This window comes from Streptomyces lienomycini (assembly GCF_027947595.1).
Classification (GTDB): Bacteria; Actinomycetota; Actinomycetes; order Streptomycetales; family Streptomycetaceae; genus Streptomyces; species Streptomyces lienomycini.
In genome coordinates this window covers 2,361,305-2,385,313 of record NZ_CP116257.1, presented here as the reverse complement: position 1 = coordinate 2,385,313, position 24,009 = coordinate 2,361,305, and the positions used below count along the sequence as shown (strand labels likewise).

The 24,009-nt window shown below is 76.8% G+C and carries 22 protein-coding genes and 3 pseudogenes; 7 read left to right on the top strand and 18 right to left on the bottom strand.

Annotated elements, in window-relative coordinates; genetic code table 11:
• Nucleotides 1-149 precede the first annotated feature (149 nt).
• Nucleotides 150-2,980, top strand: a pseudogene (locus tag BJ961_RS10840) (AAA family ATPase).
• A 369-nt stretch (nt 2,981-3,349) separates the two neighbouring features.
• Here the strand turns inward: BJ961_RS10840 and BJ961_RS10835 are convergent.
• From BJ961_RS10835 to BJ961_RS10810, 6 genes are read right to left on the bottom strand one after another with little or no spacing between them, the layout of a single operon-like run.
• Entirely contained in the window at nt 3,350-4,468 is a 1,119-nt protein-coding gene (locus tag BJ961_RS10835; RefSeq protein WP_271321116.1) for a winged helix DNA-binding domain-containing protein, read from the bottom strand.
• 21 nt (nt 4,469-4,489) lie between these two features.
• The gene (locus BJ961_RS10830; RefSeq protein ID WP_271321115.1) at nt 4,490-5,377 is read right to left on the bottom strand and encodes a YihY/virulence factor BrkB family protein; all 888 of its coding nucleotides are present in this window, start codon (nt 5,375-5,377) and stop codon (nt 4,490-4,492) included.
• Complete coding sequence (locus tag BJ961_RS10825; protein WP_271321114.1) at nt 5,374-5,958, bottom strand: hypothetical protein; 585 nt, start codon at nt 5,956-5,958, stop codon at nt 5,374-5,376. Before BJ961_RS10825 ends, BJ961_RS10830 begins: the two co-directional genes overlap by 4 nt.
• Nucleotides 5,955-7,079 (bottom strand): DUF6286 domain-containing protein, encoded by a 1,125-nt coding sequence (locus tag BJ961_RS10820; protein ID WP_271321113.1) that lies wholly within the window; start codon nt 7,077-7,079, stop codon nt 5,955-5,957. The genes BJ961_RS10825 and BJ961_RS10820 overlap by 4 nt, the downstream gene beginning before the upstream one ends.
• Entirely contained in the window at nt 7,076-7,261 is a 186-nt protein-coding gene (locus BJ961_RS10815; protein ID WP_271321112.1) for a hypothetical protein, read from the bottom strand. The genes BJ961_RS10820 and BJ961_RS10815 overlap by 4 nt, the downstream gene beginning before the upstream one ends.
• A 40-nt stretch (nt 7,262-7,301) precedes the next feature.
• Nucleotides 7,302-7,808 carry an Asp23/Gls24 family envelope stress response protein gene (locus tag BJ961_RS10810; RefSeq protein ID WP_271321111.1) on the bottom strand — a complete coding sequence of 169 codons (507 nt, stop codon included), beginning with the start codon at nt 7,806-7,808 and terminating at the stop codon, nt 7,302-7,304.
• A gap of 166 nt (nt 7,809-7,974) precedes the next feature.
• Between BJ961_RS10810 and BJ961_RS10805 the strand changes: the two genes are divergently transcribed.
• The 6 genes from BJ961_RS10805 to BJ961_RS10780 are packed head-to-tail and all read left to right on the top strand — an operon-like array spanning nt 7,975 to nt 10,830.
• On the top strand, nt 7,975-8,517 hold the full coding sequence (locus tag BJ961_RS10805; protein WP_271321110.1) for an RNA polymerase sigma factor: 543 nt from the start codon (nt 7,975-7,977) through the stop codon (nt 8,515-8,517).
• Nucleotides 8,508-9,164 (top strand): Asp23/Gls24 family envelope stress response protein, encoded by a 657-nt coding sequence (locus tag BJ961_RS10800; RefSeq protein WP_271321109.1) that lies wholly within the window; start codon nt 8,508-8,510, stop codon nt 9,162-9,164. Before BJ961_RS10805 ends, BJ961_RS10800 begins: the two co-directional genes overlap by 10 nt.
• Nucleotides 9,161-9,331, top strand: coding sequence for a hypothetical protein (locus BJ961_RS10795; protein ID WP_271321108.1), 171 nt, complete (start codon nt 9,161-9,163; stop codon nt 9,329-9,331). Before BJ961_RS10800 ends, BJ961_RS10795 begins: the two co-directional genes overlap by 4 nt.
• A complete protein-coding gene (locus tag BJ961_RS10790) occupies nt 9,328-9,498 on the top strand; it encodes a hypothetical protein (RefSeq protein WP_271321107.1) in 171 nt (56 codons plus the stop codon). Before BJ961_RS10795 ends, BJ961_RS10790 begins: the two co-directional genes overlap by 4 nt.
• Nucleotides 9,499-9,554: 56 nt before the next feature.
• Complete coding sequence (locus BJ961_RS10785; protein ID WP_271321106.1) at nt 9,555-10,463, top strand: polysaccharide pyruvyl transferase family protein; 909 nt, start codon at nt 9,555-9,557, stop codon at nt 10,461-10,463.
• A gap of 58 nt (nt 10,464-10,521) precedes the next feature.
• The gene (locus BJ961_RS10780) at nt 10,522-10,830 is read left to right on the top strand and encodes a DUF3040 domain-containing protein (RefSeq protein ID WP_271321105.1); all 309 of its coding nucleotides are present in this window, start codon (nt 10,522-10,524) and stop codon (nt 10,828-10,830) included.
• A 36-nt stretch (nt 10,831-10,866) separates the two neighbouring features.
• Here BJ961_RS10780 and BJ961_RS10775 read toward each other — a convergent pair whose 3' ends face one another.
• From BJ961_RS10775 to BJ961_RS10720, 12 genes and pseudogenes are all read right to left on the bottom strand, one after another.
• Nucleotides 10,867-11,763: a glycosyltransferase family 2 protein gene (locus BJ961_RS10775; RefSeq protein WP_271321104.1), complete on the bottom strand. Its 897-nt coding sequence runs from the start codon at nt 11,761-11,763 to the stop codon at nt 10,867-10,869.
• Complete coding sequence (locus BJ961_RS10770) at nt 11,760-12,722, bottom strand: glycosyltransferase family 2 protein (protein WP_271321103.1); 963 nt, start codon at nt 12,720-12,722, stop codon at nt 11,760-11,762. Before BJ961_RS10770 ends, BJ961_RS10775 begins: the two co-directional genes overlap by 4 nt.
• The gene (locus BJ961_RS10765; protein WP_271321102.1) at nt 12,719-13,906 is read right to left on the bottom strand and encodes a glycosyltransferase family 9 protein; all 1,188 of its coding nucleotides are present in this window, start codon (nt 13,904-13,906) and stop codon (nt 12,719-12,721) included. The genes BJ961_RS10770 and BJ961_RS10765 overlap by 4 nt, the downstream gene beginning before the upstream one ends.
• Nucleotides 13,903-15,270 (bottom strand): annotated as a pseudogene (gene rfaE2 / locus BJ961_RS10760) (D-glycero-beta-D-manno-heptose 1-phosphate adenylyltransferase). Before rfaE2 ends, BJ961_RS10765 begins: the two are co-directional and overlap by 4 nt.
• A gap of 17 nt (nt 15,271-15,287) precedes the next feature.
• Nucleotides 15,288-15,941 (bottom strand): D-sedoheptulose-7-phosphate isomerase, encoded by a 654-nt coding sequence (locus BJ961_RS10755; RefSeq protein WP_271321101.1) that lies wholly within the window; start codon nt 15,939-15,941, stop codon nt 15,288-15,290.
• Nucleotides 15,938-17,158 carry a glycosyltransferase family 4 protein gene (locus tag BJ961_RS10750; RefSeq protein ID WP_271321100.1) on the bottom strand — a complete coding sequence of 407 codons (1,221 nt, stop codon included), beginning with the start codon at nt 17,156-17,158 and terminating at the stop codon, nt 15,938-15,940. The genes BJ961_RS10755 and BJ961_RS10750 overlap by 4 nt, the downstream gene beginning before the upstream one ends.
• Entirely contained in the window at nt 17,155-18,105 is a 951-nt protein-coding gene (locus BJ961_RS10745; RefSeq protein WP_271321099.1) for a glycosyltransferase, read from the bottom strand. The genes BJ961_RS10750 and BJ961_RS10745 overlap by 4 nt, the downstream gene beginning before the upstream one ends.
• Nucleotides 18,102-19,106 (bottom strand): glycosyltransferase family 9 protein, encoded by a 1,005-nt coding sequence (locus BJ961_RS10740; protein ID WP_271417013.1) that lies wholly within the window; start codon nt 19,104-19,106, stop codon nt 18,102-18,104. The genes BJ961_RS10745 and BJ961_RS10740 overlap by 4 nt, the downstream gene beginning before the upstream one ends.
• A 576-nt stretch (nt 19,107-19,682) precedes the next feature.
• Nucleotides 19,683-20,120, bottom strand: a pseudogene (locus BJ961_RS10735) (D-glycero-alpha-D-manno-heptose-1,7-bisphosphate 7-phosphatase); the annotation flags it as partial.
• Nucleotides 20,117-21,151, bottom strand: coding sequence for a glycosyltransferase (locus BJ961_RS10730; protein ID WP_271321098.1), 1,035 nt, complete (start codon nt 21,149-21,151; stop codon nt 20,117-20,119). The pseudogene BJ961_RS10735 and the gene BJ961_RS10730, both read right to left, overlap by 4 nt.
• The gene (locus BJ961_RS10725; RefSeq protein WP_271321097.1) at nt 21,148-22,788 is read right to left on the bottom strand and encodes a carbamoyltransferase family protein; all 1,641 of its coding nucleotides are present in this window, start codon (nt 22,786-22,788) and stop codon (nt 21,148-21,150) included. The genes BJ961_RS10730 and BJ961_RS10725 overlap by 4 nt, the downstream gene beginning before the upstream one ends.
• Nucleotides 22,789-22,908: 120 nt before the next feature.
• A complete protein-coding gene (locus tag BJ961_RS10720) occupies nt 22,909-23,901 on the bottom strand; it encodes an NAD-dependent epimerase/dehydratase family protein (protein ID WP_271321096.1) in 993 nt (330 codons plus the stop codon).
• Nucleotides 23,902-24,009: the final 108 nt, after the last annotated feature.

Genomic DNA, 24,009 nt, shown 5'->3' with positions numbered 1-24,009 from the left:
GGCGGCCCGGGCGGAATTCACCGGCGTCGGCGGTGTGTGATTTCCGTGCTCCCCGTTTGTTGTTCGGCTCACCTCTCCGTACCTCCGTAAGGCATTGCGCCATTGCCTAATATTGGCCCGGACACGACACACGGAGGGGAGCGGTCACCGTGCCACGGGACTTCGCGGAGGCTGCCGGATGCCGCTCCGACCTGGTCATCGGGCGGGAGGACTCGTTCGGCGCGGCGCGTGAGCAGCTGGCCCGGGGCGGCAGCGTGTTGCTGCACGGTCCCGCCGGAATTGGAAAGTCGACGGTCCTGCGGACCCTGGCCGGGGAATACGCCCGCACGGCGCGCACCGTGTTGCGCTGCTCGGCCACCGAGTCCGAATCCCATCTCCCCTTCCTCGCCCTCGCCGACCTCCTGGGCCTGGTCCTCGACGAGGTGTCCCACGCGCTGCCCGCCGCCCAGCGCACCGCCCTGGAGTCGGCGCTCACCGGCCGCGGCGAGTCCACCCTCCAGCGCGACGGTCTCGCGCTGCGGCTGGCCGTGCTGTCCGCGCTGCGCGCCCTCGCCGCCGACGGACCCGTCCTCGTCGTCGCCGACGACCTCCAGTGGCTCGATCCGGCCAGCGCGGAACTCCTCGGCTTCGCCGCCCGCCGCCTGGGCGAGACCCCCGTACGGCTGCTGTGCGCGGTACGGACGGAGGGGCCCGAGACGGACGACGCCGAGTACGACCGCCATCTGCGCGCCTCCCCGCCCGACACCCGCGCGGTCCGCCTCGGGCCGCTGACCCGCGCCCAGGTCTCGGCGCTGCTCGACGAGCGCGGCTACTCCGGCCTGCACCGTTCCACCGTCCGGGACATCCACCGCACCAGCGGCGGCAACCCGCTCTTCGCGCTGGAACTGGGCAGGGCCCTGGCCGAGAGCCCCGCCGCACCGCGACCGGGCGAGCCGCTGCCGGTGCCGACCTCGCTGCGGGCCCTGGTCCTGTCCCGGCTGGAGATGCTGTCGGACGAGGCACGCCGCACCCTCCTGGTGGCCAGCGCCGGTGCCCGCCCGACCCCGGCGCTGCTGCGCGCGGCCGGCCGGGAGAACGCCGAGGCGGAGACGGCGCAGGCGGCGGCGCTCGGGCTGCTGGCGCCCGACCCGGAGGGTCCGACCGTACGGTTCGCGCATCCGCTGATCTCGGCCGCGCTGTACGCCGAGGCCCCGGCGCCGGAACGGCGGGCCGCGCACGCCGCGCTGTCCACGGCGGCCTTCGACCCGATCGAACGCGCCCGGCACCTGGCGCTGGCCACCACCGGCACGGACCCGCGGGTGGCGGCCCGGCTGGCGGAGGCGGCCGCACTGGCCCGGGACCGCGGGGCACCCTCGGTGGCCGCCTCGCTGGGGCTGCTGGCCGCCCGCCACACCCCGGCGGACGGCGCACCGGGGCCGGACGAGCGGCGGCTGGCGGCGGCCGAGGACGCCATCACCGCGGGTGAGCCCGACCTCGCCCGGGACATCGCCCGCGAGGTGCTGACCCGGGCCGCCGCCCCCGGCGAGCGGGTACGGGCGTGGATGGTGGTGATCGAGGCGGCCGGGCAGGCCATCGGCGAGGTCGACGCGGTCTTCCCGCAGGCCCTGGCCGACGCGGGCGACGACCCCCGGCTGCTCGCCCTGGTCCACTACCAGCTGGCCTGGCGCTCCCTGGTGGTGCAGGGCGACTTCGCCCAGGGCCGGGAGGAGGCCGCGCACGCGGCCCGGCTGGCGGCGCGGGCCGGGGACCGGCGCACCGAGCTGCTGGCGCTGGCCTTCCAGGCGCAGTCGGAGACGCTGATGGGCCATCCGGGCGCCCCGGCGACCATCCAGCGGGCGCTCCAGGAGCCGCAGGACCCGCGGGTGGCGTGCCACCACAACGGGGCGGGCTCGTCCCGCTTCCGGTGGCTGGTGATGAGCGACCGGCTGGCCGAGGCGCGGACCACCGTCACCGCGCTGCTGCGCGAGGTGCGCCGGCGCGGCATGGCCGAGAGCGAGGTGCACTACCTGCGTTTCCTCGCGGAGACCGAACTGCACTCGGGCCACTGCGGCCGGGCCCTCGAACTGTCCCGGGAGAGCCTGACCCTGGCGCGCGACGCGGGCATCGGGGAGGGCGCGGGCGTGATGCAGGCCGCGCTCGCCGAGGCCGCGGGCGGCGATCCGGACCGGGCGCTGGAACTGGCGCGCGAGGCGGTGCGGCGCACGGAGGAGGACGGCGACGCCGTGTACCTGTCGCGGGCGCTGGCCGCGCTCGGTCACGCGCAGCTGGTGGCGGGCGACGCGGCGGCGGCCGTACGGGCGCTGCGCCGGGTGCGGGAGCTGGAGGCCGGGGCGGGCATCACCGACCCGGCGCGCGGCCGGTGGCAGGGCGACCTGGCGGAGGCGCTGGTGCGCACCGGGGAGCCGGCCGAGGCGCTGTACGTCATCGAGGCCGCCCGCGCGCACGCGCTGCGGCTCGGGCGCGGGAGCGTCCTCGCCGTGCTCGACCGGTCCGAGGCCCTGGTGCGGGCGGCCCGGGGCGAACACCGGGCGGCCGTCACCCGGTTGGCGTCGGCGCGGGAGCGGCTGGCCGGGCTCGGCTTCGGCCTGGAGGAGGCGCGGGCGGCGTTCGCCCTGGCCGAGCTGCACGCCGAACGGCCGGGGCGGGTCCCGGAGTCGGCGTCGTACGACGAGGCGGCGCGGCTGTTCCGGCGGTGCCGGGCGCTGCCCTGGCTGCGGCGGGTGGAGGCGGCCGTCGCGGCGCGGGCGGCCGGACCGCCCCGGTGCCGTCCGCCGAGCCGGACGGGCTGGCGGGGCTCGCCCCGATGGAGCGTCAGGTGGCCGCGCTCGTCAGGGAGGGCGCGACCAACCGGGAGATCGCCGCGCGTCTGTTCGTCAGCGTCAAGACGGTCGAGGCGACCCTGACCCGGGTCTACCGCAAGCTCGGGATCCGGTCCCGGGTGGACCTCGTGCGACTGGCGGCGGGCCGCCGAACCGACTGAGCGCGGACGTCCGGGGCCGCCCGGCCGGCGACGACCGGGTTTACCGGCGGTAAACCGAGGGTTTTCCCTGCCCGACGCCCTTAGGGGGTTCCCTCATTGGGCGGCGCCGAGCGCCGGTTCTAGCGTGAGCACGTGCCGCTCGCCCGGGCATACGGGGGCCTGTCCCGAGACCCCCGTCCAACCCCCCACGCCCGTGCGACCCCCCACCGGCAACCACCTGAGGAGACTCATGTCCGGGCTCCACCGTTCCAGACCGGCAACCGCCTCGACTCCCTGAGTACCCCTCAGGCGCAGAACCGGGGGCGTTGCGGGCCTCCACGAGCGGCCCGCAACGCCCCTCTCCATGCCGGTCCCGTCCCCGTCTCCTGGTCAGCCGCGTACGGTCCCGACGCGGATGTCGTACGCGGCTGAGGTGTGCATCGTCGCGAGCATCCGCTCGCCCTCGGCCGTGATCTCGTCCCACTGCCGCTTCGTGGGACGGTCGAAGGGTTCGACGACGAGGGCGTCGTCCTCGAGCTTCCACAGTCCGGCCACGAAGCCGTCGACGAGCAGGACGCGGTAGGCCTGGTTCTTCCGCCAGGTGCGGCCCTTGTACGCGGGCGGGACGAGGCGGGTGCGGTCGGCGTGGGAGAGGAGCAGGTTGTCGAACTCGGGCAGGAACCGCGGCGGGGCCGGGGTGTCCGGGTCGGGGCGCGGCGCGTCGGGGAGGTCGAGGAGTTCGGTGCCGTCCGGGGCCCGGAAGGTGAGGAGGCGGGGCCGGAGGCGTTCGAAGGCGTCCCGGAGGCGGGTCAGGCCCGCCCAGGTCTGCATGTCCTTCACGGACGCGGGTCCGAAGGCGGCGAGGTAGCGCAGCACGGTGTCGTCCGGCGCCGGTGCCGGCGCGGATGCCGGCCGCGCGGGGCGTCCGAGCCAGTGCTCGGCGGTGGTGAGCGCGACCTGGCCGCTGCGGCCCCACAGTCCGCGCGGCGTGACCTGCACGAGCGGGAGACGGCAGCGGGCGGCGACGGCCAGGGCCTGCGGGTCGGCGTCGGGCCACTCGGCGAGGAGGGCTTCGCGCAACTGCCCCATGGTCCGCGGCTCGGCCTCGACCAGTTCGCGGGCCAGGCGGGCGAGGCGGTCCAGGTCGACGCCCGTCAGGCCCTTGCGGAAGGTGCCCAGCTCCCGGTCGCGAGCGGCCTGCACCAGGGGCCGCAGGGTGAGGCAGTCGTCGGCGGTGTGGGTGTGGATGGTGGAGCGCAGGGTGACGAGCCGGGCGACGCGGCGGTCGGCCATCGGCACGGACAGGTCCTCGGGCGTGAAGCCGTCGAGCCGGGCGGCGAGCGCGTAGTACGGGGGCTTCGCGTTTTGGGCCTGGAGCCCGACGAGGTGCGCGACGGCGGCCTCCGTCGGCATCGACGCGCGGCGCAGCAGCAACTGGCGGGCCAGGGTGGCCCGGTTGAGGGCGCGGATGCCGAGGACGGGGGCGGTCGTTCCTGCCTTGGTCGTCATGCGGGGCACGGTAGCGCTCCTCTAGGACGGTTCCTGTCCGCGAGGGGCCCGGCGGCCCAGCTCCACGGCGAAGCGGGCACCGGCCAGGAGGGCCAGGTGCGACACCCACAGCCACACCAGGAAGACGACGACGCCGGCCAGGGAGCCGTACAGCCGGCCGTAGGTGCCGATGCCGGAGGCGTAGAGGGAGAAGGCCGCGGAGGAGGTCAGCCACAGCAGCGCCGCCAGGGCGCCGCCGGGGACCGCCTGCCGGGTGCGGCGGGCCGGTGCGGGGCCGGTGCGGAACAGGACCAGGACCAGCAGCGCGACCAGGCACAGCAGTACCGGCCAGCGCAGCAGGGACCAGGCGGTGGTCGCCGTCGGCCCGATTCCGAACCATCCGCCCAGGGTTCGGGCCAGCGGCCCCGTCAGCAGCAGTACCAGGGCGCTGGCGACGAGCAGCCCGAGCAGGCTCAGCGCGGTCGCGACGATGCGGTGCAGCCGGTGCCACAGGGGGCGCCGGTCGGGCACGCCGTGCATCTCGTGCAGGGCGCGACGGAAGACGGCCAGGTAGCTGGAGGCGGACCACAGCGCGCCGAGGCCGCCCGCGACGGCCACGGTCAGGGCGGCGGAGCGCTCTCCGGCCGCCTCGTGCAGGGTGCGGTGCAGTTCGGCGCCGGACTGGGCGGGCGCCCAGGACGTCACGTCGGCGATGAGGCGGTCCGTCAGGTCCGGGGCGACCAGGCCGATGACGGACGCGGTGACGACGAGGGCGGGCACCAGGGCGAGGACGGCGTAGTAGGTGAGGGCGGCGGCCCAGTCGGAGACGTTGTCGTCCCACATCGCGCGCGGCACCCGGCGCAGCGCGCCCGTCCAGGGCACCGAGCGGTCCCGGAACCGGGTCAGGCGTGCCTCCAGGTGGGTCGTCATCGCGCCCGCCGTTCGCGGGCGGACCGTACGCCCACGCGGACGCGGGTGCGCAGCGGGTGCGGGGCCAGGGAGGCGCGGGCCTCGTCGAGGGGGCCGTGGGCGAGCCGTTCCAGGACGGGCCCGGGGGCGGCGCCGGGTTCGAGCAGCACCCGTACCCGGGCCCGTGACCGCTTCTTCCCGGCGGGCAGGTGTACGTGGGCGCGGTCGACGCCGTCCGTCGCCTCCGCGCGCCGGGCCACGGCGTCGGCCAGTGCGCGGGTACGCAGGGTGAGGGGCGGTCCGGCCAGCGGCAGCCGCCGCCCGCCGCCGCGGCGGAGCTGGGCCAGGAACCAGGCGAGGCACAGCAGGAGCGCGAGGGCCGTGCCGGCGACGACGACCGGCGTCCACCAGCCGTGTCCGCGCGGTTCGGCGAGGCCGGGACGGTCCAGGAGCACCGTCCCGGCGTCGGGGGCGGGCCACCCTGCGGGCAGCCGCCCCGCGACCGCGTCCGCCGTGAGCGCCAGCCATCCACCGCCGGCCAGCAGGACCGTCCCGGTCAGCGCGAGCAGCGTGCGGTTGACGGCGTTGCGCGAGGGGTTCACGAGTCGTCCTCCTTCGACGGCGCCGGAACGTGCGGAGCGTCGGTCTTCGACGGCGCCGGGTCGGGCGGAGCGTCGGTCTTCGACGGCGCCGGGTCGGGCGGAGCCTCGCCGGCGTCCGGGCCGGGCGGCGCGGCCCGCTCGGGGGCGGGGCCGGTGGTCGTCGGTCCGGGCCCGGGTTCCGTGCCGGGCGGGCGCCAGTGCGGTTCGGTCCGGAGGGTGACGCGTGGTGTGAGCCGGCGGGACAGGCCCAGGGTGGTGAGGGCGGCGTCGGTGGTGGTGCGCAGGGCGGTGCGGGCCGTGGCGCGGTCGCCGAAGGCGAGGCGGGCCCGCAGGCGCACGCGGCGTCGGCCGCAGCGCACCCGGACGTGTGTCACGCCGGGGACGGCCGAGGCGGTGTCCCGCACGAGTTCGGCGGCGGCGGTGCGGTCCAGTACGGCCCGCTGGTCGGGGTGTCCGGGGACCGGGGCCATCGGGAGGACGCCGCGCAGGCCCGGGGTGAGGGCGAGGCCCAGCAGCCAGGCGCCCAGCACCGCGGCCGCGGCGCCGCCCGCGACGACGGCGGTGTCCCCGGGGCCGTGCGTCGCCAGCCAGTCGATCGTGCCGGTGCGCCACCGCGCCGGACGCCGGTCGGCCAGACGCACCGACAGGACGTCGTACAGGAGCATCGCGCACGCGGCCGTCGCCACCAGTGCGCACAGCGCGGCCGGGGCCCGGCGGGCCGACCAGGGGCGCCGGGACCGGCCGCCGGACGGGCCGGTGCCCTCGGGCGGGGACGGGGGCGGAGCCGCCCGGTTCGCGCTCAGCGACTGGACGCGGACGGTCGCCGCCCGCACGGTGAGGCCGCTCAGCTCGGCGACCCGGGCCGCCATCCGGCCGCGGACCCGCTCCCCCGTCTCCCCGAGCGCCGCCGGGTACGGCAGCCGCACGTCGACCGCGACGTCGGCGCGGCTCCCGCGCACCGTCGCCGTGCCGCGGGTCACCCGGGCGTGGCGCCCGGCGAGGTCGGCCTCGCCGGCGGCCCGTTCCGCGATCCGGCGTACGGCGCGGTCGGCGACGACGGTCCGACCCCGCTCGGCCGGTGCCGGGCGCGCGGGCCCGCCCGCGGCCGGTGTTCCCGTCACCGCGGCCTCCGGTCGCCGGGGGCGAGGAACTCACGCCAGTCCGTGCCGTTGTCGACCAGGCGCCCCAGCACACCGCCGACCGTGCCCAGCGCGGCCACCAGCAGGAACGCCCCGAAGCCGCCGAACCACCCGGCGAAGGCCAGCGCCATGCCCACCAGCATGCCGATCACCGCTCCGCTCATCACTCACCTCCGCCTCGAAGCCTGCTCCGGAAACCGTTCGTCACTCCACGCGCGCCTCCACCGGGCGCTCGGGGTCCTCGTCGTCCGGCAGGTGGACGTCGTTGACCGTGATGTTGACCTCGACCACCTCGAGGCCGGAGATCCGCTCCACCGCGTCGATCACGTTCTCCCGCACGTCCCGGGCGAGGTCGGCGATGGGCACGCCGTACTCGACGACGAGGTCCAGGTCGATCGCGGTCTGCCGCTCGCCGACCTCGACCTTGACTCCCCGGCCGACGTTCGGGCGGCCGCCGGGCACCCGGTCGCGGACCGCGCCGATGGTGCGGGACAGGCCGCCGCCCATGTCGTACACGCCGGGGATCTCGCGCGCCGCCATGCCCGCGATCTTGACGACGACGACGTCGGCGATGGAGGTGCGGCCCCGGGTCGCGGCCGGTTCGGCGGCACCGGTGGCGCCGCCGCTCACGGTCGTCGCGCCGCCCTGTGCGGTCCGCCCGTTCTTCTCGGACTTCGTCTCGATGGTGGCCGTCTGCGCTGCCGTCGTCATGGTGTCCTCCGTCAACCGTGGTCGTTTGGTGCTTCTGGGCGTTGGACACGCGGAGCCGCCGGGCGTTACGCGGTTCCGGGAAATTTCCTTTCCCCGTGTTCTCGCGTAACGCCCGGGGCAGTCGGTGTGTCCAACGACGGGAACGGTGGAGTGGGAAGGAGCACGTGTGCCGGGGGACGACGGACTGCTCGCGGTGCGGGCCGCCGAGGGCGACGAGGACGCCTTCGAGGTGCTGGTACGCCGCCACGCGCCGGGACTGCTGCGGCTCGCGGCGAGCATGCTGGGCAGTCCCTCGGAGGCGGAGGACGCGGTGCAGGACGCGTTCGTCAGCGCCTGGCGCAGGCTCCCCGAGTTCCGCGGGCAGTCGGCCTTCGGCACCTGGATGCACCGCATCGTGGTCAACCGGTGCCTGAACATGCTGCGTTCCCGGCGCCCCGTGGCCGATCTCGACAGCGTGCCCGAGCCCGAGGCACCCGATCACGCCGTCTCCCCCGCGCGGGCCGCCGAGTCGCACGCCGCCGCGGTGGCGCTGGGCCGGTCGCTGTCCGAGCTGTCTCCCGAGCAGCGGGTGTGCTGGGTGCTCAGAGAGCTGGAGGGCCAGTCGTACGAGACGATCGCGGAGACGGTCGGGATCAGCCCGGAGGCTGCCCGCGGCCGGGTGTTCCGCGCACGACGCTGCCTGACGGAGGCGATGACCGCATGGCGATGAACACCGGCGCGGAGCTGCCCGAGCCCGGCACCGGTCCGGGCGGGGCGCGGGAGCCCGCCGACGACGAACGGCTGGCCTGCGGGCGGCTGCTCTCCGAGGTGTGGGAGTCGGGGGAGGCGGGCGCGGACGACCCGCACCTGCGTGCCTGCCCGTACTGCTCGGCGGCCGTGCGGCAGTTGGACCTGCTCGGCGCCGCGGTGCGCGAGGCGGGCGGCGGACGGGAGCCGGAGTGGGACGCGGGGGCGCTGACCGAGCGGGTCATGGACGTCGTACGGGTGGAGCTGCGGCCCGGTCGGCCGCTGCCCCTCGGGGAGCGCGACGAGGACCTGTGGGTGCGGGAGGCGATGGCCGCCAAGACGCTGCGGGCCGCCGCCGAGACCGTGCCGGGGGTGCGTGCGGGCTCCTGCCGGATCCGGCCCGCCGAGTCCGGCGGCTCCCCCTCCCGGGGCGCCGTCCGGGTGCGGCTGGAGGTCGTGGTGCCGCTCACGCCGCGGCTGCCGGACCTCGCGGAGCGGATCCGGAGCCGGGTGCACGGGGCGGCGGACGACGCCCTGGGACTGCCGGTGGACCACGTGGACGTCCACATCACCGATGTCGTCGCCGACGCGGCCGCCGACGTCGACACCGATGAAGGGAAACTGCCGTGACCGCTGCCGCCACCGGCCGTGACGCACTCGCCGGCACCGTCGCGCGGGTCGCCGCCGACGTGCCCGGCGTCGCCTTCCTGCGGCCGGGCCTCGTGGACCTGTTCCGGGCCTCCGCCCGCGGGGACCGCCGCGTGCCGCCGGGCGGTCCCCCGCGGGTGTGCGGGTGAGCCGGGCCTCCGGGGCCGGGCCGTGGGAGGTGGACGTCCAGATCGTCGTGCACCGCGGCCGCCGCGCCCTGACCGTCGCCCGCGCGGTGCGCGACGCCGTGACCGACGCCCTGGCGCGGACGGCGCCGGGCGCCCAGGTGACGGTGACCGTCACGAACGCCGTGTGAGGACCGCTCCCGGCGGGGCACCCGGGGCCACTGTGTACGGACGGGACGCAATCCTGGTGACCGGCTGGTTCAGCTTCCTGCACGGGGAGGCGACGGCGGGGGACGTGCTGGCGCTGGCGCGGGTGGAGCGGGTGCTGCGGGAGGCGGGGCTCGCCTACGACGTCGTGTGGAGCCCCGGTTTCCGTGCCGACGGCACGCACTTCGCGGACGTGGACCCGGCCGCGTACTCGCGGCTGGTGTTCGTGTGCGGTCCGGTGCACGGACCGCAGGTCGAGGAGTTGCACCGGGTCTTCGCGCACTGTGCGCGGATCGCCGTGGGCGTCTCCGTGGTCGACCCGGACTCCCCGGCCGTCACCGGTTTCCACCGGGTACTGGCCCGGGACGCCGCCGGGGCCGGGCCCGGAGTGGACCTCGCGGCCCGCGCCCCCGCGCTGCCGGGTGTGCCGGTGGTCGGGGTGGTGCTCACGCACGGGCAGCACGAGTACGCGGGGCGGCGCAGGCACGAGGAGGTCGCCGCGGTGCTGACCCGCTGGCTGGGCGGGCGGGACTGTGCCCGGCTGGAGCTGGAGACCCGGCTCGACGCGCACGACTGGCGGCTGTGCGGCACACCGGCCCAGCTGGAGGCCGTACTGGCCCGCCTCGACCTGGTCGTCACCGACCGGCTGCACGGGCTGGTCCTGGCGCTGCGGGCCGGTGTCCCGGTGCTGGCGGTGGACCCGGTCGAGGGCGGGGCGAAGGTGACCGCGCAGGCCGGTGCCTGCGGCTGGCCCGCGCTGGTGGCGGCCGAGCGGCTGGAGGAGGCGCTGCGGGAGGGGACGCTGGAGCACTGGTGGCACTGGTGCCTGACCGAGGGGCGGGACGAGGCGGCACGGATCGGCGCGGCGTTCCGGACGCGGGGCGCGGTGCCGGACGCGGCGGACGGCCTGGTGGCGGCGCTGGAGGCGGTGGCCGGACCGGCCGGTTAGTCCGGGGCGGCGCGGGCACTCGGCGGAGGTCGGTCCCGCCCCCCCGGGAGGAGACAACGTGTCCATCGGCCGTCTCCCCGAGCACGAGCAGCGCATCCTCGACGAGGTCGAACGCGCGCTGCGCCGCGACCGGCGCCTCGACCGGCGCCTGCGCACGCTGCGGCTGCACCGCCGTCCGGACCTCACGCGCGTCACGGCGTACCGCCCGCGCACGGCGACCGTCCTGCTGCTCCTCGCCCTGTCGGTGACCCTGATGGCCGTCGGCATCGCCACCTCCGAGCCCGGCGTGATCTGGGCGTTCGCCGCGGTGTGGCCGGTGACGCTGTTCACGCTGTTCCGGCTGCTGTGCCGTTGGACGGAGGGCTAGCGGGCAGGGGGTGCCCGCCCGCCGCGCCCGTCGGTGTCAGCCGGTGTAGCTGCGGGCCGTCGAGCCGCGCTGGGCGGGCTCCAGGGAACGCAGGCGTGCCTCCACCTCCGGCGGCAGCACCCGGCGTTCGCGCAGCACCCAGGGCAGCGCGGCCGTCGCCTCCGCGAAGGCGCGCAGGGAAGCGGTGTCGCGGGGGACGGTGCGGGCCAGGTGGAGGGTGCGGCGCAGGGCGGGGCGGAGCGGGCGGCGCAGCCAGGTGAACCAGAGGGTGTTGCGGATGCCGTGGGCCCGGCGCAGCGTCGAGTCCCGCATCTCTGAGGGGTGGTGGTGGATCGTCAGGTGGTCGGCGTACGTCAGCCACCAGCCGTTCGCCGCCAGGTCGGCCGCGAGCAGCTCCTCCTCGCCGCCCAGCCACAGCCGGGGGTGGAAGCCTCCCGCGGTCCGGAAGGCGTCGGTGCGCAGGACGGTCGCGGCGGCCAGGAAGGAGCCGAGCGCGGGTCCGGGGAGCCAGTCGGGGCGGGGTACGGGCGAGTCGCGCAGTTCCTTGACGATGGGGTCCTCGGTGCCGTCCGGTTCGACCAGGATGCGGGCGGTGACGGAGCCGACCGCGGGGTGGCGGTCGAGCAGGTCCGCGGCCCCGGACAGGGAGCCCGGCGCCCACCAGGAGTCGTCGTCGCAGAAGGCGACGTAGGGCGTGCGTACCTGACGGATGGCCAGGTTGCGGCCGACGGCGCCGAGGTTTCGGCCGGGGCTCAGGAGCCGTACTTCGGGGTGGTGGCGGGCGACGGCGGTGGCCGTGCCGTCGGTGGAGCCGTTGTCGGTGACGATCACCGGGGGCTTCTCGGGGAGTTCGGCGAGCCGGTCGAGGGTGCGCAGGAGTTCGGGGCGCCGGTTGTGGGTGATGACGACGACGGTGGTCCGGGTGTCCGTCACGAGGCCGCTCCGTGGGCTCCGTGGGCTCCGTCGGCGCTGTCGGCTCCGTCGAGGAGGCGGGCGGCCCGTTCCACGTGGGGCGGCAGGGGCCTGCGGGCACGCAGCGCGGCGGGCAGGCGGCTGAGCGTCTCGCGCAGGGCGTGCCGCGCGTGCGGGTCGCGGCGGGCGTCGGCGGCGAGGGCGCGGGTGCGGGCGAGGGCGTGCGGGAGGGGGCGGCGCAGCCAGGCGGTGAGGAGTTCGTTGCGGCGTACGACGGCCGGACGGCCGGTGCGGGGGCCGGGGTCCGGGTGGTGGTGGGCGACCACGTCGGGGCAGTGCGTGACGCCCCAGCCGCGGGCGGCCAGGTCGTAGGCGAGGAGGGTCTCCTCGGCGCCGAAGAAGAGCAGGGGGTGGTAGCCGCCCGCGTCGAGGTAGGCCGTGCGGCGGGCGACGGCCGCGCAGCCGAGGAAGCCGAGCACCTGGGTGCCGGGAAGGTCGGTGGCCGCGCCGAGCGGGGAGCGGGCGAGCAGGTCGTTGAGGGGGTCGGCGGCCTCGGCGGGGCCGACGAGGGTGCGGGCGGAGACCAGCCCGAGCCGGGGGTGCTCGTCGAAGTGCCGGGCGGCGGTGCGCAGGGCGCCCGGAGCCCACCAGGAGTCGTCGTCGCTGAACGCCACGTACGGGGTGTCGAGGGCGCGGACGCCGTCGGTGCGGGCGAGGGCCCCGCGGTTGACCGGCAGGGTGAGGACGCGGACCTGGGGGAAGTCGCGGGCCAGCATGGCGCGGGTGTCGTCGGTGGAGGCGTTGTCGACGACGAGGACCTCGGGCCGCTCGGGCAGGGCGAGCAGGTTCCCGACGGTGACGGCGAGGCTGGCGCTGCGGTCGCGGGTGGCGATGACGATGCCGACGGGGGCGGGCTTCGTGGGGTCCTGGTGCGGCCGTTCACGGGTGACCGTCGGGCCGTGGTGCGCGGCGTGGTTCATGGTCCCTCTTCCGGGGCGTCCGAGGTGTCCAGGGCGTCGAGTGCCCGCAGCACGGCGTCGGGGGTGATCCGCAGCAGCGCGGGGTCGGTCTCGTGGCCGTGCGGGTCGCCGTCCGGGCCCGGGTGCCACAGCGCGCGGTGCCGGGGGTGGGGCGGGGGGCCCCAGCGGCTGGGCGGGACGGGGCCGAAGAGCGTGACGGAGGGCGTGGCGTGGGCGACGGCGAGGTGGGCGATGCCGGTGTCGCCGCTGACGACGGCGTGGGCGTCGGTGACCAGGGCGGAGAGCCGGTCGTGGGGCAGGCCGCCGCCGAACACGTCCGTGTCGGGCAGGTCGGCGAGCTTGGCCAGCCGGGCCACCAGGTCCGCCTCGTCCGCTCCCCCGGTGACGACGACCCGGTGTCCGCGGGCGCTCAGCGCCTCGGCGACGGCCGCGTACCGGTCCACGGGCCAGCGGCGGGAGGGGGCGCCGGCACCCGGGTGGAGGACGACGGCGCCGGGGGCGGGGGACGGTGCGTCCGGGGGCGGCAGCCGCAGGTCGGCGGGGTCGGCGGGGATGCCGTACGCGCGCAGCAGCCGGCACCACCGCTCCCGCTCGTGTTCCTCCGCGTACCAGGGCGGGCCGTCCACCTCCGGGGTCTCGGGGTGCGCGAACGCGATCAGTCTCGCCGGGTGCAGGCGGGCGAGGAGGCGGTGGCTGGGCGGCCCGTTGCCGTGCAGGTCGACGGCGACGTCGGGGGGCGGGCCGGTCCAGTCGAGGGTGCGGGGGACGGCCCGTCCGGGTTCGGCGGCGGGCAGCACCCGGTCGACGGCGCCGGTCGCGGCGGCCACGGGGGCGAGGTCTGCGGGGGTGGCCAGCACCAGTTCGTGCCCGGGGTACGCCCGTCGCAGCGCCCGCAGGGCGGGCACGCCGGCCAGCAGGTCCCCGAGCCCGAGGGCACGCAGGACCAGCACGCGGGGCCTGTCCTCGCCCTCGCCCCGCACCGGTTCCGGTCCGCGCCGCGGCGCTCCGGCCCCGCTCGGGCGCGTCGCTCCGGTGACCGGCGGGTGCACGGGGTCCCCGGTCACCGGCCCACCCGCCGACCCGGGGGACGCGAAGCCTCTCTTCCCGGTCCCCGGCCCGAGCCGGGCCGCCGGCACCGCCACGCCCACGCCGGGCCGGGGGCGTCCCCGGGCTCCGGGGCTCATCGGGACCGCTCCGCCGCGCGGGCCAGCAGGGCGGTGGAGGAGCGGCCGTCCAGGTAGGGCAGGAGGACCGCCTGGCCGCCCCACTCCTGGAGGAGCGCGGCCTCGGGGAGGTCGGCGCCGGCGTAGTCGCCGCCCTTGACCCAGACGTCGGGCCGCAGGTCGCCGAGGAGGCGCTCGGGGGTGTCCTCGTCGAAGACGGCGACGGCGTCGACACAGGCGAGGGCGCGCAGGACGCGGACGCGGTCGGCGAGGGGGTTGACGGGGCGGCCGCCTCCCTTGCGGCGTCGGACGGAGGCGTCGGAGTTGACGCAGACGACCAGGCAGTCGCCGAGCCGACGGGCGGCCTGGAGGAGGCCGACGTGCCCGGCGTGCAGGAGGTCGAAGCAGCCGCCGGCGGCGACGACCGTGCCGTGCTCGGCACGGATCCGGGCGGTCAGGGCGCCCGGATCGTCGGTGTCGGGCGGCGAGGCGGGCGCCGGGCCGGAGTCGGCCGGGGGCACGGCGGCCGCGCCGCCCGCCGCGACGAAGGCCGTGGCGGCGCTCACCGCACCCTCGACGGCCTCCCCGACCAGCGCCGCGTCGGCGAGGAGCCCGGCCGCGGTGGCCGCGAACCGGTCCCCGGCGCCGCAGGAGTCGCCGTGGTGGGCGGCGGGCGCGGGCACGAGGAGGGGTGCTCGCCGTAGGACAGGAGGGCGCCGCGCGGGCCGAGGGTCACCGTGACGGCGGCCACCCGCCAGTCCCGTACGAGGGCGGCGGCGTCGAGTGCGGCGGCGCGCAGTCCGCCGCCCGGGTGGCCCTGCCGGGGCCGAAGCCGTGGGCCTCCTTCTCGGCGGGCGTCACCAGACGGGTGCCGGGGACCGGCGGGCCCCGCGCGGGTGCGGGTCCCAGACCAGCGGCGGGCGCGCGGCGAGCACGTCGCGCAGGGCGTCCGCCGCGCCCCGCCCGTAGTCGGAGACCAGGACGGCGCGGGCGGAACGCAGTGCGGCGCGGGCCTCGTCGGTGGCGCCGCGGGCCCGGCCGCCGCCCCGGTCGAGGCGGACGACGGGACGGTCCCGGGCCAGGACGCGGGTCTTCTCCGACAGTGTGCCGGTCAGCGGCAGGGGGATCAACGTCAGCCAGGGGGCGAGCAGTTCGCGCAGGGCGAGGCTCGCCGGGTCGTCGCCGACGCCCGTGATCAGGGTGACCTCGCGGCCGTCGCGGGCGGCGAGGTACGCGGCGAGGGCGGCACCGCCCGGGCGGGTCCGCTCGGCGCACTCGGAGACGACCGGGACCGGCGCGTCCGGTGCGAGCCGGTCGGCCGAGCCGGTCAGGTCCCGGTCGAGCAGCGCGTCACCGACCACGACCAGCGGTGTCCTGTCAGCCATGGCAGCCATACGTCCCGTCACCTGCGCTTCCGCTGCGTCGTGCGCCGTGCGCGTCCCGTGCTCCCGGCGCCCCGCACGCCGCCGCGGGCGCCGCGGGCGCCGTGTTCCAGGGTCGCGTCGAAGGCCGCGCAGATCATGTGGACGGCGACCAGGTGGAGTTCCTGGACGGTGGCCGTCGACGGGGCGTCGACGCACAGGGACTCGTCGCTGCCCGCCATCAGCGGGTTGGGGGCGCAGCCGGTGAGTGCCCACACCCGTACGCCGGCCGTGCGGGCGGCGTCGGCCGCGGAGAGCAGGTTGGCGCTGGCGCCGCTGGTGGACAGCAGCATCAGGACGTCGCCGTCGCGGCCGTGGGCGCGGACCTGGCGGGCGAACACCTCGTCGACGCCGTAGTCGTTGGCGATGGCGGTGGTGGAGGAGGTGTCGGCGTGGAGGGCGATCGCGGAGAACGGGGGGCGGTCGTCGCGGTAGCGGCCGACGAGTTCGGCGGTCAGGTGCTGGGCCTGGGCGGCGCTGCCGCCGTTGCCCGCGGCGAGCAGGCGGCCGCCGCTGCCGAGGACGGTCGCGAGCCGCTCGCCCCAGCGCTGGGTGACGGGTGCGGAGGCGCGGAACGCGTCGAGCGCGTCCTGGAGTTCGTCGCAGTGGCCGACGGCGGGCGGATGGACGGTCATGACGCCACCTCCGTGGACACGGCGTGGTCGGAGAGGGTGAGGCGGTACACCTGTTCCGCGCCGTCGGCGACGCGTGCCCAGGTGTAGTGGCGCAGGACGCGTTCGCGGCCGTTCCTGCCGTACTGGCGGCGCAGGCGCTCGTCGGCGAGGAGTTCGCGGGCGGCGTCCGCGACGGCCCCGGGGTCCTGCGGGGCGACGAGGCGTCCGGTGACGCCGTCGGACACGGAGTCGCGGTGGCCGCCGACGTCGGTGGCGAGGACGGGCACCCCGCACGCCATCGCTTCCAGCGGCACGATGCCGAACGGCTCGTACACCGGGGTGCACAGCACGAGGTCGGCGCTGCGCAGGAGGGCGGGCATGTCGTCCGGGTCGACGGCGCCGAGCAGCCGGACCCGGTCGGCGACGCCGGCGCGGCGGGCGATCCCCATCAGGCGCCGTGCCTCGGGTTCGGCCTCGACGGCGCCGGCGGGCGGGCCGCCCGCGATGAGCAGTTCGGCGTCGGGGATGTGGGCGAGGGCGCGGACGGCCTGGTCGTAGCCCTTGCGGGGGACGAGCCGTCCGCAGGCGAGCAGCCGGTGCCGCAGGCGCCGTTCGGGGGTGCGGCCGGTGTCGGCGAGGGGGTGGAAGTGTTCGGCGTCCACGCCGCAGGGCACCACGGAGACCTGTCGGGGCGGGACGCCCATGTCGCCGAGTTCGACGACCTCGTCGGTGCAGGTGGCCAGGACCCGTGCGCAGGCGCGGCCGAGCTGCCGTTCGATGCCGATGCGCTCGTAGGGGCTGGTGTCCCGCATGCCCTGGTGGCGGCGCTTGACGGTGCCGAGGGCGTGGAAGGTCTGGACGAGGGGGATGCCGTGCGGTCGTGCGCCGATCTGCGAGGCCATGCCGGACATCCAGAAGTGGGCGTGCGCCACGTCGGGCCGTTCCCGGGCCCAGGCGCGGGCCAGATGCGCGCCGAACGCGGGCATGTGCGGGAAGAGTTCGTCCTTGGGGACCGACACGGGTGGCCCGGCCGGCACGTGCTCGACGACCGCGCCGCCGGGCAGGGGCACCCGGTCGGGCGGGCCGGTGGCGTCCCGGCGGGTGTAGACGGTGACGTCGTGGCCGCGGGCCGCCAACTCCTCGGCGAGACGGGCCACGTAGACGTTCTGTCCCCCGGCGTCGACGCCGCCGAGCGCGGCGAGGGGGCTCGCGTGCTCGGACACCATGGCGATCCTCATCGGGTCACCTCCTTGAGCAGCCGCTCCCAGTCGTCCAGGAAGCGGGGCAGCCCGTAGTGGGCCAGGGCCGCCGCGCGGGCCTCCTCGCCGACGGCCCGCGCGTGCGGCGGGTCGGCGAGGAAGTCGCGTACGGCGTCGGTCAGTACGTCGATGCGGTTGGAGACCACCCCGGCGCCGGGTGGCACGGCCTCGGCGACCTCGGTGGTGGCGAGGGCGACGACGGGCATGCCCAGGTGCATGGCCTCCAGCAGGGACAGGCCGAGCGAGGTCCAGCGGACGGGGTGGACGTAGACGCGGCGGCGGGCCAGTTCGGTGTGCAGGTCGCCCTGGGGGACGTCCCGGGTGCGGCAGCGGCCGGGGTCGACGCCGAGGTGCTCGGCGAGCCCTTCGGTGCGCATGCCGAACACGTCGAGGGGGGCCGCGCGGGAGAAGGCGGGGAGCAGGTCGGTGCCGGTCGTACGTCCCCGCCGGATCGGCTCGTTGACGACGACGGCGGCGCGCTCCAGCTCGCCGGTCCAGCGGTGGCCGGGGTCGACGATGCCGTGTTCGACGACGGCGGTGTCCGTGGGGCCCGCGTCCCACATCAGCCGGTTGAAGTGGGTGACGTGGACGAGGGTGACGCCGGGGAGGGCGGCGGCCGGGTGGCGGGTGCGGGGCACGTCGCCGTCGGGGGCGTTGTGCTCCAGGTAGACCAGCGGCGGGCGGCGGCCCAGCCAGCGGTCGACGAGGTCGAGTTCGTGCGGACGCTGGAGGATCACGAGGTCGATGTGCTCCTCGCGCAGCCGCTCGGGCGGTACTTCGACGACGGAGTCGGGCCAGTCCCAGGTGCGGGCGCGGCCGAGGCCGTCGGGTCCGCGGTCGGGGGTGACGGGGACGAGGTAGGTGTGCGGGCCCTGCACGAAGGCGGTGGTCCACGACCCGTGCACGTGCCAGATGAGAATCCTCATGTCTCCCCCATCGGTCTCTCGACGGCCAGTTTCTCGACGGCGGCGGCCACGTCGGTGGCGGTGACGGTGTCCAGGCAGGGGTGCCCGGGGACGGGGCAGTCCCGGGCCCTGCTGTCGGCGCAGGGCGCGTCCTGGTCGCCGAGCAGGACGTAGGGGACGCCGTACGGCCGCCAGCGTTCGGCGGGGACGACGGGCGCGAACAGGGAGACGACGGGGGTGCCGACGGCGGCGGCGAGGTGGGCGGGCGCGGTGTTGCCGGTGACGACGACGGCGGCGCCCGCGAGGACACCGGCCAGTCCGGGGGCGTCGGTGCGGCCGCCGAGGTCGGTGCCGTGGGCGCCTGCGACGTGGGCGGTGAGGTCGCGTTCGTCGGGGCCGCCGGTGACCAGGACGCGGTGCCCGGCGGCGGCGAGTTCGCGTACGGCGTCGGCGGCGCGCTCGGGGCTCCAGGCGCGGGCGGGGACGCTGGCGCCGGGGTGCAGGACGACGTAGGGGCCGGGTCCGGTGAGGGCGTCGGCGGGGGGCGGGGTGTGCACGCGCAGCCGTCCGTCGTCGGGGCGGGGGAACCCGGCCGCCTCGGCGAGGTCGAGCGCGGCCTCGGCCTCGTGGGCGTGCGGGGCGCGGTGGTGGCGCAGGTCGAGGAGGGAGCCGGGGTAGTCCTCGCTGTCCGCGGCGAGGTACCGGACGCCGGCGAGGCGCAGTACGAGGGCGGTGGGCAGCGGGGACTGGTGGAAGGAGGTGAGGATCAGCGCGGTGTCGGCGTCGACGCGTGCCACGAGCGCCTCGATGTCCTCGCGGCTGACGTCGGGCGGCTCGAACCCGCCCCAGGGCGCCTCCCACACCAGCACCTCGTCGACGCCGGGCAGCAGCCGGGCGGCGGGAGCGCCGCGGGGTCCGCACAGCAGGGTGACGTGGTCGGCGCGCGCGGCGACGGCCCGCACGGCGGGCCCGGCGAGCAGCACGTCGCCGAAACTGTCGAGCCGGGTGACGAGCGCCTTCATGCCGGCCTCCCGGTGCCGCCCACGGGACCACACCCCCGGTCCGCCCCGGCACGCGCCCGCCCCACCACGGCGCTGCCCCCGCCAGACCCGGGACGGGGGTCCGGGGCCGGGGAGCGGCCGGTGCGGGCGTCCGGGGTCGACGACCCACCGGCACAGGCATCCGGAGCCGACGACCCACCGGCACGGGCGTCCTGGGCCGGTGGCCGGCTCGGCCCGGTGGTGGGTGGGGCGGCGCCGGTCACGGGCGTGTCCGGGTCCGGGGTGCGACCGCCCCGCTGCGCCGCGGCACGGCCCGGGCCGTCCTCGGCGTGCGCCGGGCGCGGGTCCCGGGGCGAACACGCCCCGGCCGGGGTGGTGGCGGCCGGGCCGTCGGGGGAGCGGGCCGGTCGGCGGCCGGGGCCGCGGTGAGGGGCGGGGGTCTCCCGGGCCCGTGCCGTACGCCGCCTCGATGGGCCGCTCGTCGGCCAGGACCCGGCCCCTGGGCGGGCCGTCGAGAACGGCCCGTACGGCGGTGAGGAGGTCCGGGGCGAGGTGGGCCGCGGCGGCCGTCTCCTCGGGGCGGGTGCGGTCGTTGGGGACGAGGATGCCGTGGGCACCGGCGCGTTCGGCGGCCTGCGTGTCGGCGCCGATGTCGCCGATGACGACGCAGTCGGCGGGGTGGGCGCAGACGCGGCCCGCCGCCCACAGGACCATGCCGGGCTGCGGCTTGCGGCAGTGGCAGCCGTCGTCGGGGCCGTGCGGGCAGATCGCCCAGACGTCGAAGGGACCGATCAGATCGTCGATACGACGGTTGACGCGCCGGACGTCGCCGTCGCTGATCAGGCCGCGGGCGACCCCGGACTGGTTGGTGACGACGCCGACGCGGATGCCGTGTGCGCGCAGCAGCGCCACCGCCTCGCGGGCGCCTTCGACCGGTCGGACCAGGTCCGGGTCGCCGTTGTAGGGGACGTCGTGGACGAGGGTGCCGTCGCGGTCGAAGAGGACGGCCTTCACCCGGTTCCCGGCGGGGCTCATGCGGCCACCTCCCGCCAGGCGGGGGCGGCCCGGTGGTGCCAGAGTCCGCTGAGCCGGTGCCAGGTCGCGGCGGGTGGGATGAGCACGCTGGTGACCAGCATGGTGGTGACCTCGTGCCGGGTGCGCGGTCCGGGTGCGATGCGGGCCCAGGCGAACTCGGCGGTGCCCGCGGCCCAGCCGAGCGCGGCGAGGGCGGCGGCCCGGGGGCGTCCGGCCGCGGCGAGGGCGAGGGCAGCGGTTCCGGCGGCGGTGATCGCGGCGTGGCGCCGGATGCGGCCCCGGGGCGCGACGGCCTTGGCCCACCAGTCGGGGCCGTGCAGGCGCCGCATCAGGGCGTCGTCGGCGTTGCCGCGCTGCTGCTTCAGCGAGACCCAGCGTGCGGCGGGGCGTACGGGGTGGCGGGTGGTGCGGCGGCCCCGCCGGATGCGCCAGCCCGCGTCGAGGACGCGCAGCGCGAGGTCGGCGTCCTCGCGGAAGGCGCGGGTGAAGCGTTCGTCGAAGCCGCCGACCTGTTTGAGCACGTCGGTGCGGTAGGCCATGTCGGCGGTGATCCACCGGGCCCGCGCGAGCCCGGCGGTGCCGCGTTCCCAGTCGGTGGGGCGGCGTTCCCCGGGCAGCGGCACGGCGATCACCCCTTGCACGGCGCCGGTGTCGGGCGCCGCCTCGGCGAGGTCCTGGATCAGCTGGTCGCACCAGTGCGGGCCGACCTGGACGTCGTCGTCGAGGAACGCGGTCCAGGGCGAGGCGACCGCCTGGATTCCGGTGTTGCGGGCGGCGGCGGGTCCGCGTCCGCCGCTGCGCAGTACCACCGTGCGGGCGCGCAGGTCGCCGAGGACGGTCAGCGCGTGCTCCAGCGCGCCGGGGTCGGCGTCCGGTCCCGGCCGGTCGTCGACGAGGACGATCTCGTCGGGGTCGGGCCCGTGCGCGGCGACCAGCGCGGCCAGGCAGTCGGCGAGTGTGTCGCGTACGAGGGTCGGGACGACGACGGCGTAGCCGGTGCGCGGGCCGCCGGCCCCGGGTGCGGTGCTCATGCGAACGCCCGTCCCCGGCGCACCGCGAAGGGGCCGATGGCGAGCAGGTCCACGGGGGCGGAGCCGAAGCACTCCAGTGCGTCGCGCGGGTCGTCGACCATGGGCCGCCCGGCGGTGTTGAGGCTGGTGTTGACGACGACGGGCAGCCCGGTGCGGCGTTCGAAGGCGGCCAGCATCCGCGCGACGAGCGGTTCGCGGCGTTCCTCGACGGTCTGGATGCGGGCGGTGCCGTCGATGTGGACGACGGCCGGGATCCGGTCGCGCCAGGCGGGGTCGACGTCGTGCACGAAGAGCATGTACGGGCTGGGGAGCGGCCCGGTGAAGAGGCCGGCGGCGCGGTCGGCGAGCACCATGGGCGCGACGGGGCGGAACTCCTCGCGGCCCTTGACGTGGTTGAGGCGTTCGAGGTTCTCCGCGCGGCCGGGGTGGGCCATCAGGGAGCGGTGTCCGAGGGCGCGCGGCCCGAACTCGCTGCGGCCCTGGAACCAGGCGACGACGCCGTCGCGGGCGAGTTCCTCGGCGACGGTCTCGGCGATGTCGTCCGGTTCCTCGTAGGGGACGGCGGCGGTCTCCAGCCAGGCGCGGATCTCGTCGTCGCTCCAGCCGCGGCCGAGGTCGGTGCCGGGCATCGGCTCGGGCGCGGTGCCCTCCTGGGCGGCGGCCACGTGCAGGGCGCCGCCGAGGGCCGTACCGGCGTCACCGGCGGCGGGCTGCACCCACACGTGCCGGTACGGGCCGCGCGCGGCGATCTTCGAGTTGGCGACGCAGTTCAGCGCGACGCCGCCGGCCATGGTCAGGGCCTCGCCGCCGGCCTCGCCGTGCAGCCAGTGGACGAGTTCGAGGAGCAGTTCCTCCAGGGCGGCCTGGGTGCTCGCGGCGAGGTCGGCGTGGTCCTTCGTCCAGTCCTCGCCCCTGGCGCGGGGCGGGGCGAGGGCGGCCCAGTCGACGCCGTGGGCGCGGAAGCCGCCGTCGCCGGTGGCGTGGACGCGCTCGCGCAGCCGGTCCGTGAAGCGGGGGGTGCCGTAGGAGGCGAGGGCCATCACCTTGTACTCGTCGCTGCTGCGCAGGAAGCCGAGGTGCTCGGTCAGTTCCTCGTAGACCAGGCCGAGCGAGTGCGGCAGCGCCTGCGTGGCGAGGACGTCGAGTTTGCCGTCGCGGTAGCGTCCGGCCAGGTGGGAGGCGGACTCGCCGCGCCCGTCGAGGACGAGGACGTCGTTGTCGGGGTGGGGCGAGGCCGGTCCCGCGGAGGCGGCGTGCGCGACGTGGTGCGGGACGAAGACGACCCGGTCGGGGTCGAGTCCGGGCAGCGCGTCGGCGAGGAACCGGGGGGCGCGGCGGGCGTACTCCAGGCGCAGCGGGTCCCAGGGGTCGTCCAGGCCCATGTCGCGGGCGGGCCGGGCCAGCTTGGGGTCGAAGGAGTAGGCGACGGCGTCCAGCTCCTCCGGTCGCACCCCGGCGTGTTCCAGGCACCACCGCGCCGACAGCTCCGGGACCTCCCAGGCGGAGAAGGGCACCGGGCGCTTGCCGTGCTTGCGCCGGCTGAACCGCTCCTCCTCGGCGGCCGCGACGGTCCGGCCGTCGACGACGAGCGCGGCGGCCGGGTCGTGGAACAGTGCGTTGATACCAAGGATGCGCATGGGGCGGGCTCCTCTCTCGGCGTCGCGGGTGCCGCGGCCGAGTTGCCTCAAACACTTGGAGACAGGTCACTTCCGGACAAGCACTGACTTGTCACGCTATGTGTTGCTTCTGGCCTCGGGTCAGGCGGCGACGGCGTGCGCGAACCAGCCGATGGTCCGCTCCAGCCCTTCGTTCCAGCCCACGCTCGGCCGCCAGCCCAGCCGTTCCCGGGCCAGGGTGGTGTCCGGCCTGCGCCGGCCGGGGTCGTCGACGGGGCGTTCGACGAAGCGGATGCGGGAGCCCGAGCCGGTGAGTTCGACGACCCGGCGGGCCAGTTCCAGCATGGTGATCTCGTCGGCGCCGCCGATGTTCACCGGCCCGCTCTCCCCGGACGCGGCGAGGGCGAGGACGCCCGCCACGGTGTCGTCGACGTAGCACAGGGAGCGGGTCTGGCCGCCGTCCCCGGCGACGGTGAGCGGCATGCCGTCCAGCGCCTGCGCGATGAAGGTGGGCACGGCGCGGCCGTCTCCGGTGCGCATCCGGGGGCCGTACGTGTTGAAGATCCGGACGATGGCGGTGTCGGTGCGGTGCACCTGGCGGTGGGCGGTGACCAGGGCCTCGGCGAAGCGCTTGGACTCGTCGTAGACGCTGCGCGGGCCGATCGGGTTGACGTTGCCCCAGTACGTCTCGCGCTGCGGGTGCTCCAGCGGGTCGCCGTAGACCTCGGAGGTGGAGGCGAGCAGGAAGCGGGCGCCGTCGGCATGGGCCCGCTCCAGGGCGTTGCGGGTGCCGGTGCTGCCGACGTCGAGGGTCTCCAGGGGCAGCCGGAGGTAGTCGACGGGCGAGGCGGGGCAGGCGAAGTGCAGGACGAGGTCGAACCGGCCGGGCAGACCGCGCAGCGCCGCCGCATCGGTGGCGTCGGCCCGGACGAACCGGAATCCGCGTCGCCGTTCCAGGTCGGCCACGTTGGCGCGGGACCCGGTGGCCAGGTTGTCGAGGCAGACGACGTCGGTGCCGGCGTCGAGCAGGCTCCCGCACAGGTGGGATCCCACGAATCCGGCTCCGCCGGTCACCAGGGCGCGGCGCCAGGTGCCTCCACGCGGAGGGCTGCCGCCCTCGGGGCTCTCGCTCACGGGCCTCTCCTCACTCCGACCGTCACGTACGTGTCGGCTGAGTAACCCGGCGACCGCCCCCACTACCCCGAACTCGCATTCGAGGGGGCGCTGTGAGCTGGCTGTATA

Coding starts and splice junctions, on each gene's coding strand:
- BJ961_RS10750 (WP_271321100.1), bottom strand. CDS start 17,158: ATGAGGATCGCCATGGTGTCCGAGCACGCGAGCCCCCTCGCCGCGCTC.
- BJ961_RS10725 (WP_271321097.1), bottom strand. CDS start 22,788: ATGCGCATCCTTGGTATCAACGCACTGTTCCACGACCCGGCCGCCGCG.
- BJ961_RS10765 (WP_271321102.1), bottom strand. CDS start 13,906: ATGAGCCCCGGAGCCCGGGGACGCCCCCGGCCCGGCGTGGGCGTGGCG.
- BJ961_RS10810 (WP_271321111.1), bottom strand. CDS start 7,808: ATGACGACGGCAGCGCAGACGGCCACCATCGAGACGAAGTCCGAGAAG.
- BJ961_RS10835 (WP_271321116.1), bottom strand. CDS start 4,468: ATGACGACCAAGGCAGGAACGACCGCCCCCGTCCTCGGCATCCGCGCC.
- BJ961_RS10730 (WP_271321098.1), bottom strand. CDS start 21,151: ATGAGCACCGCACCCGGGGCCGGCGGCCCGCGCACCGGCTACGCCGTC.
- BJ961_RS10740 (WP_271417013.1), bottom strand. CDS start 19,106: ATGAAGGCGCTCGTCACCCGGCTCGACAGTTTCGGCGACGTGCTGCTC.
- BJ961_RS10745 (WP_271321099.1), bottom strand. CDS start 18,105: ATGAGGATTCTCATCTGGCACGTGCACGGGTCGTGGACCACCGCCTTC.
- BJ961_RS10830 (WP_271321115.1), bottom strand. CDS start 5,377: ATGACGACCCACCTGGAGGCACGCCTGACCCGGTTCCGGGACCGCTCG.
- BJ961_RS10770 (WP_271321103.1), bottom strand. CDS start 12,722: ATGAACCACGCCGCGCACCACGGCCCGACGGTCACCCGTGAACGGCCG.
- BJ961_RS10800 (WP_271321109.1), top strand. CDS start 8,508: ATGGCGATGAACACCGGCGCGGAGCTGCCCGAGCCCGGCACCGGTCCG.
- BJ961_RS10815 (WP_271321112.1), bottom strand. CDS start 7,261: ATGAGCGGAGCGGTGATCGGCATGCTGGTGGGCATGGCGCTGGCCTTC.
- BJ961_RS10755 (WP_271321101.1), bottom strand. CDS start 15,941: ATGACCGTCCATCCGCCCGCCGTCGGCCACTGCGACGAACTCCAGGAC.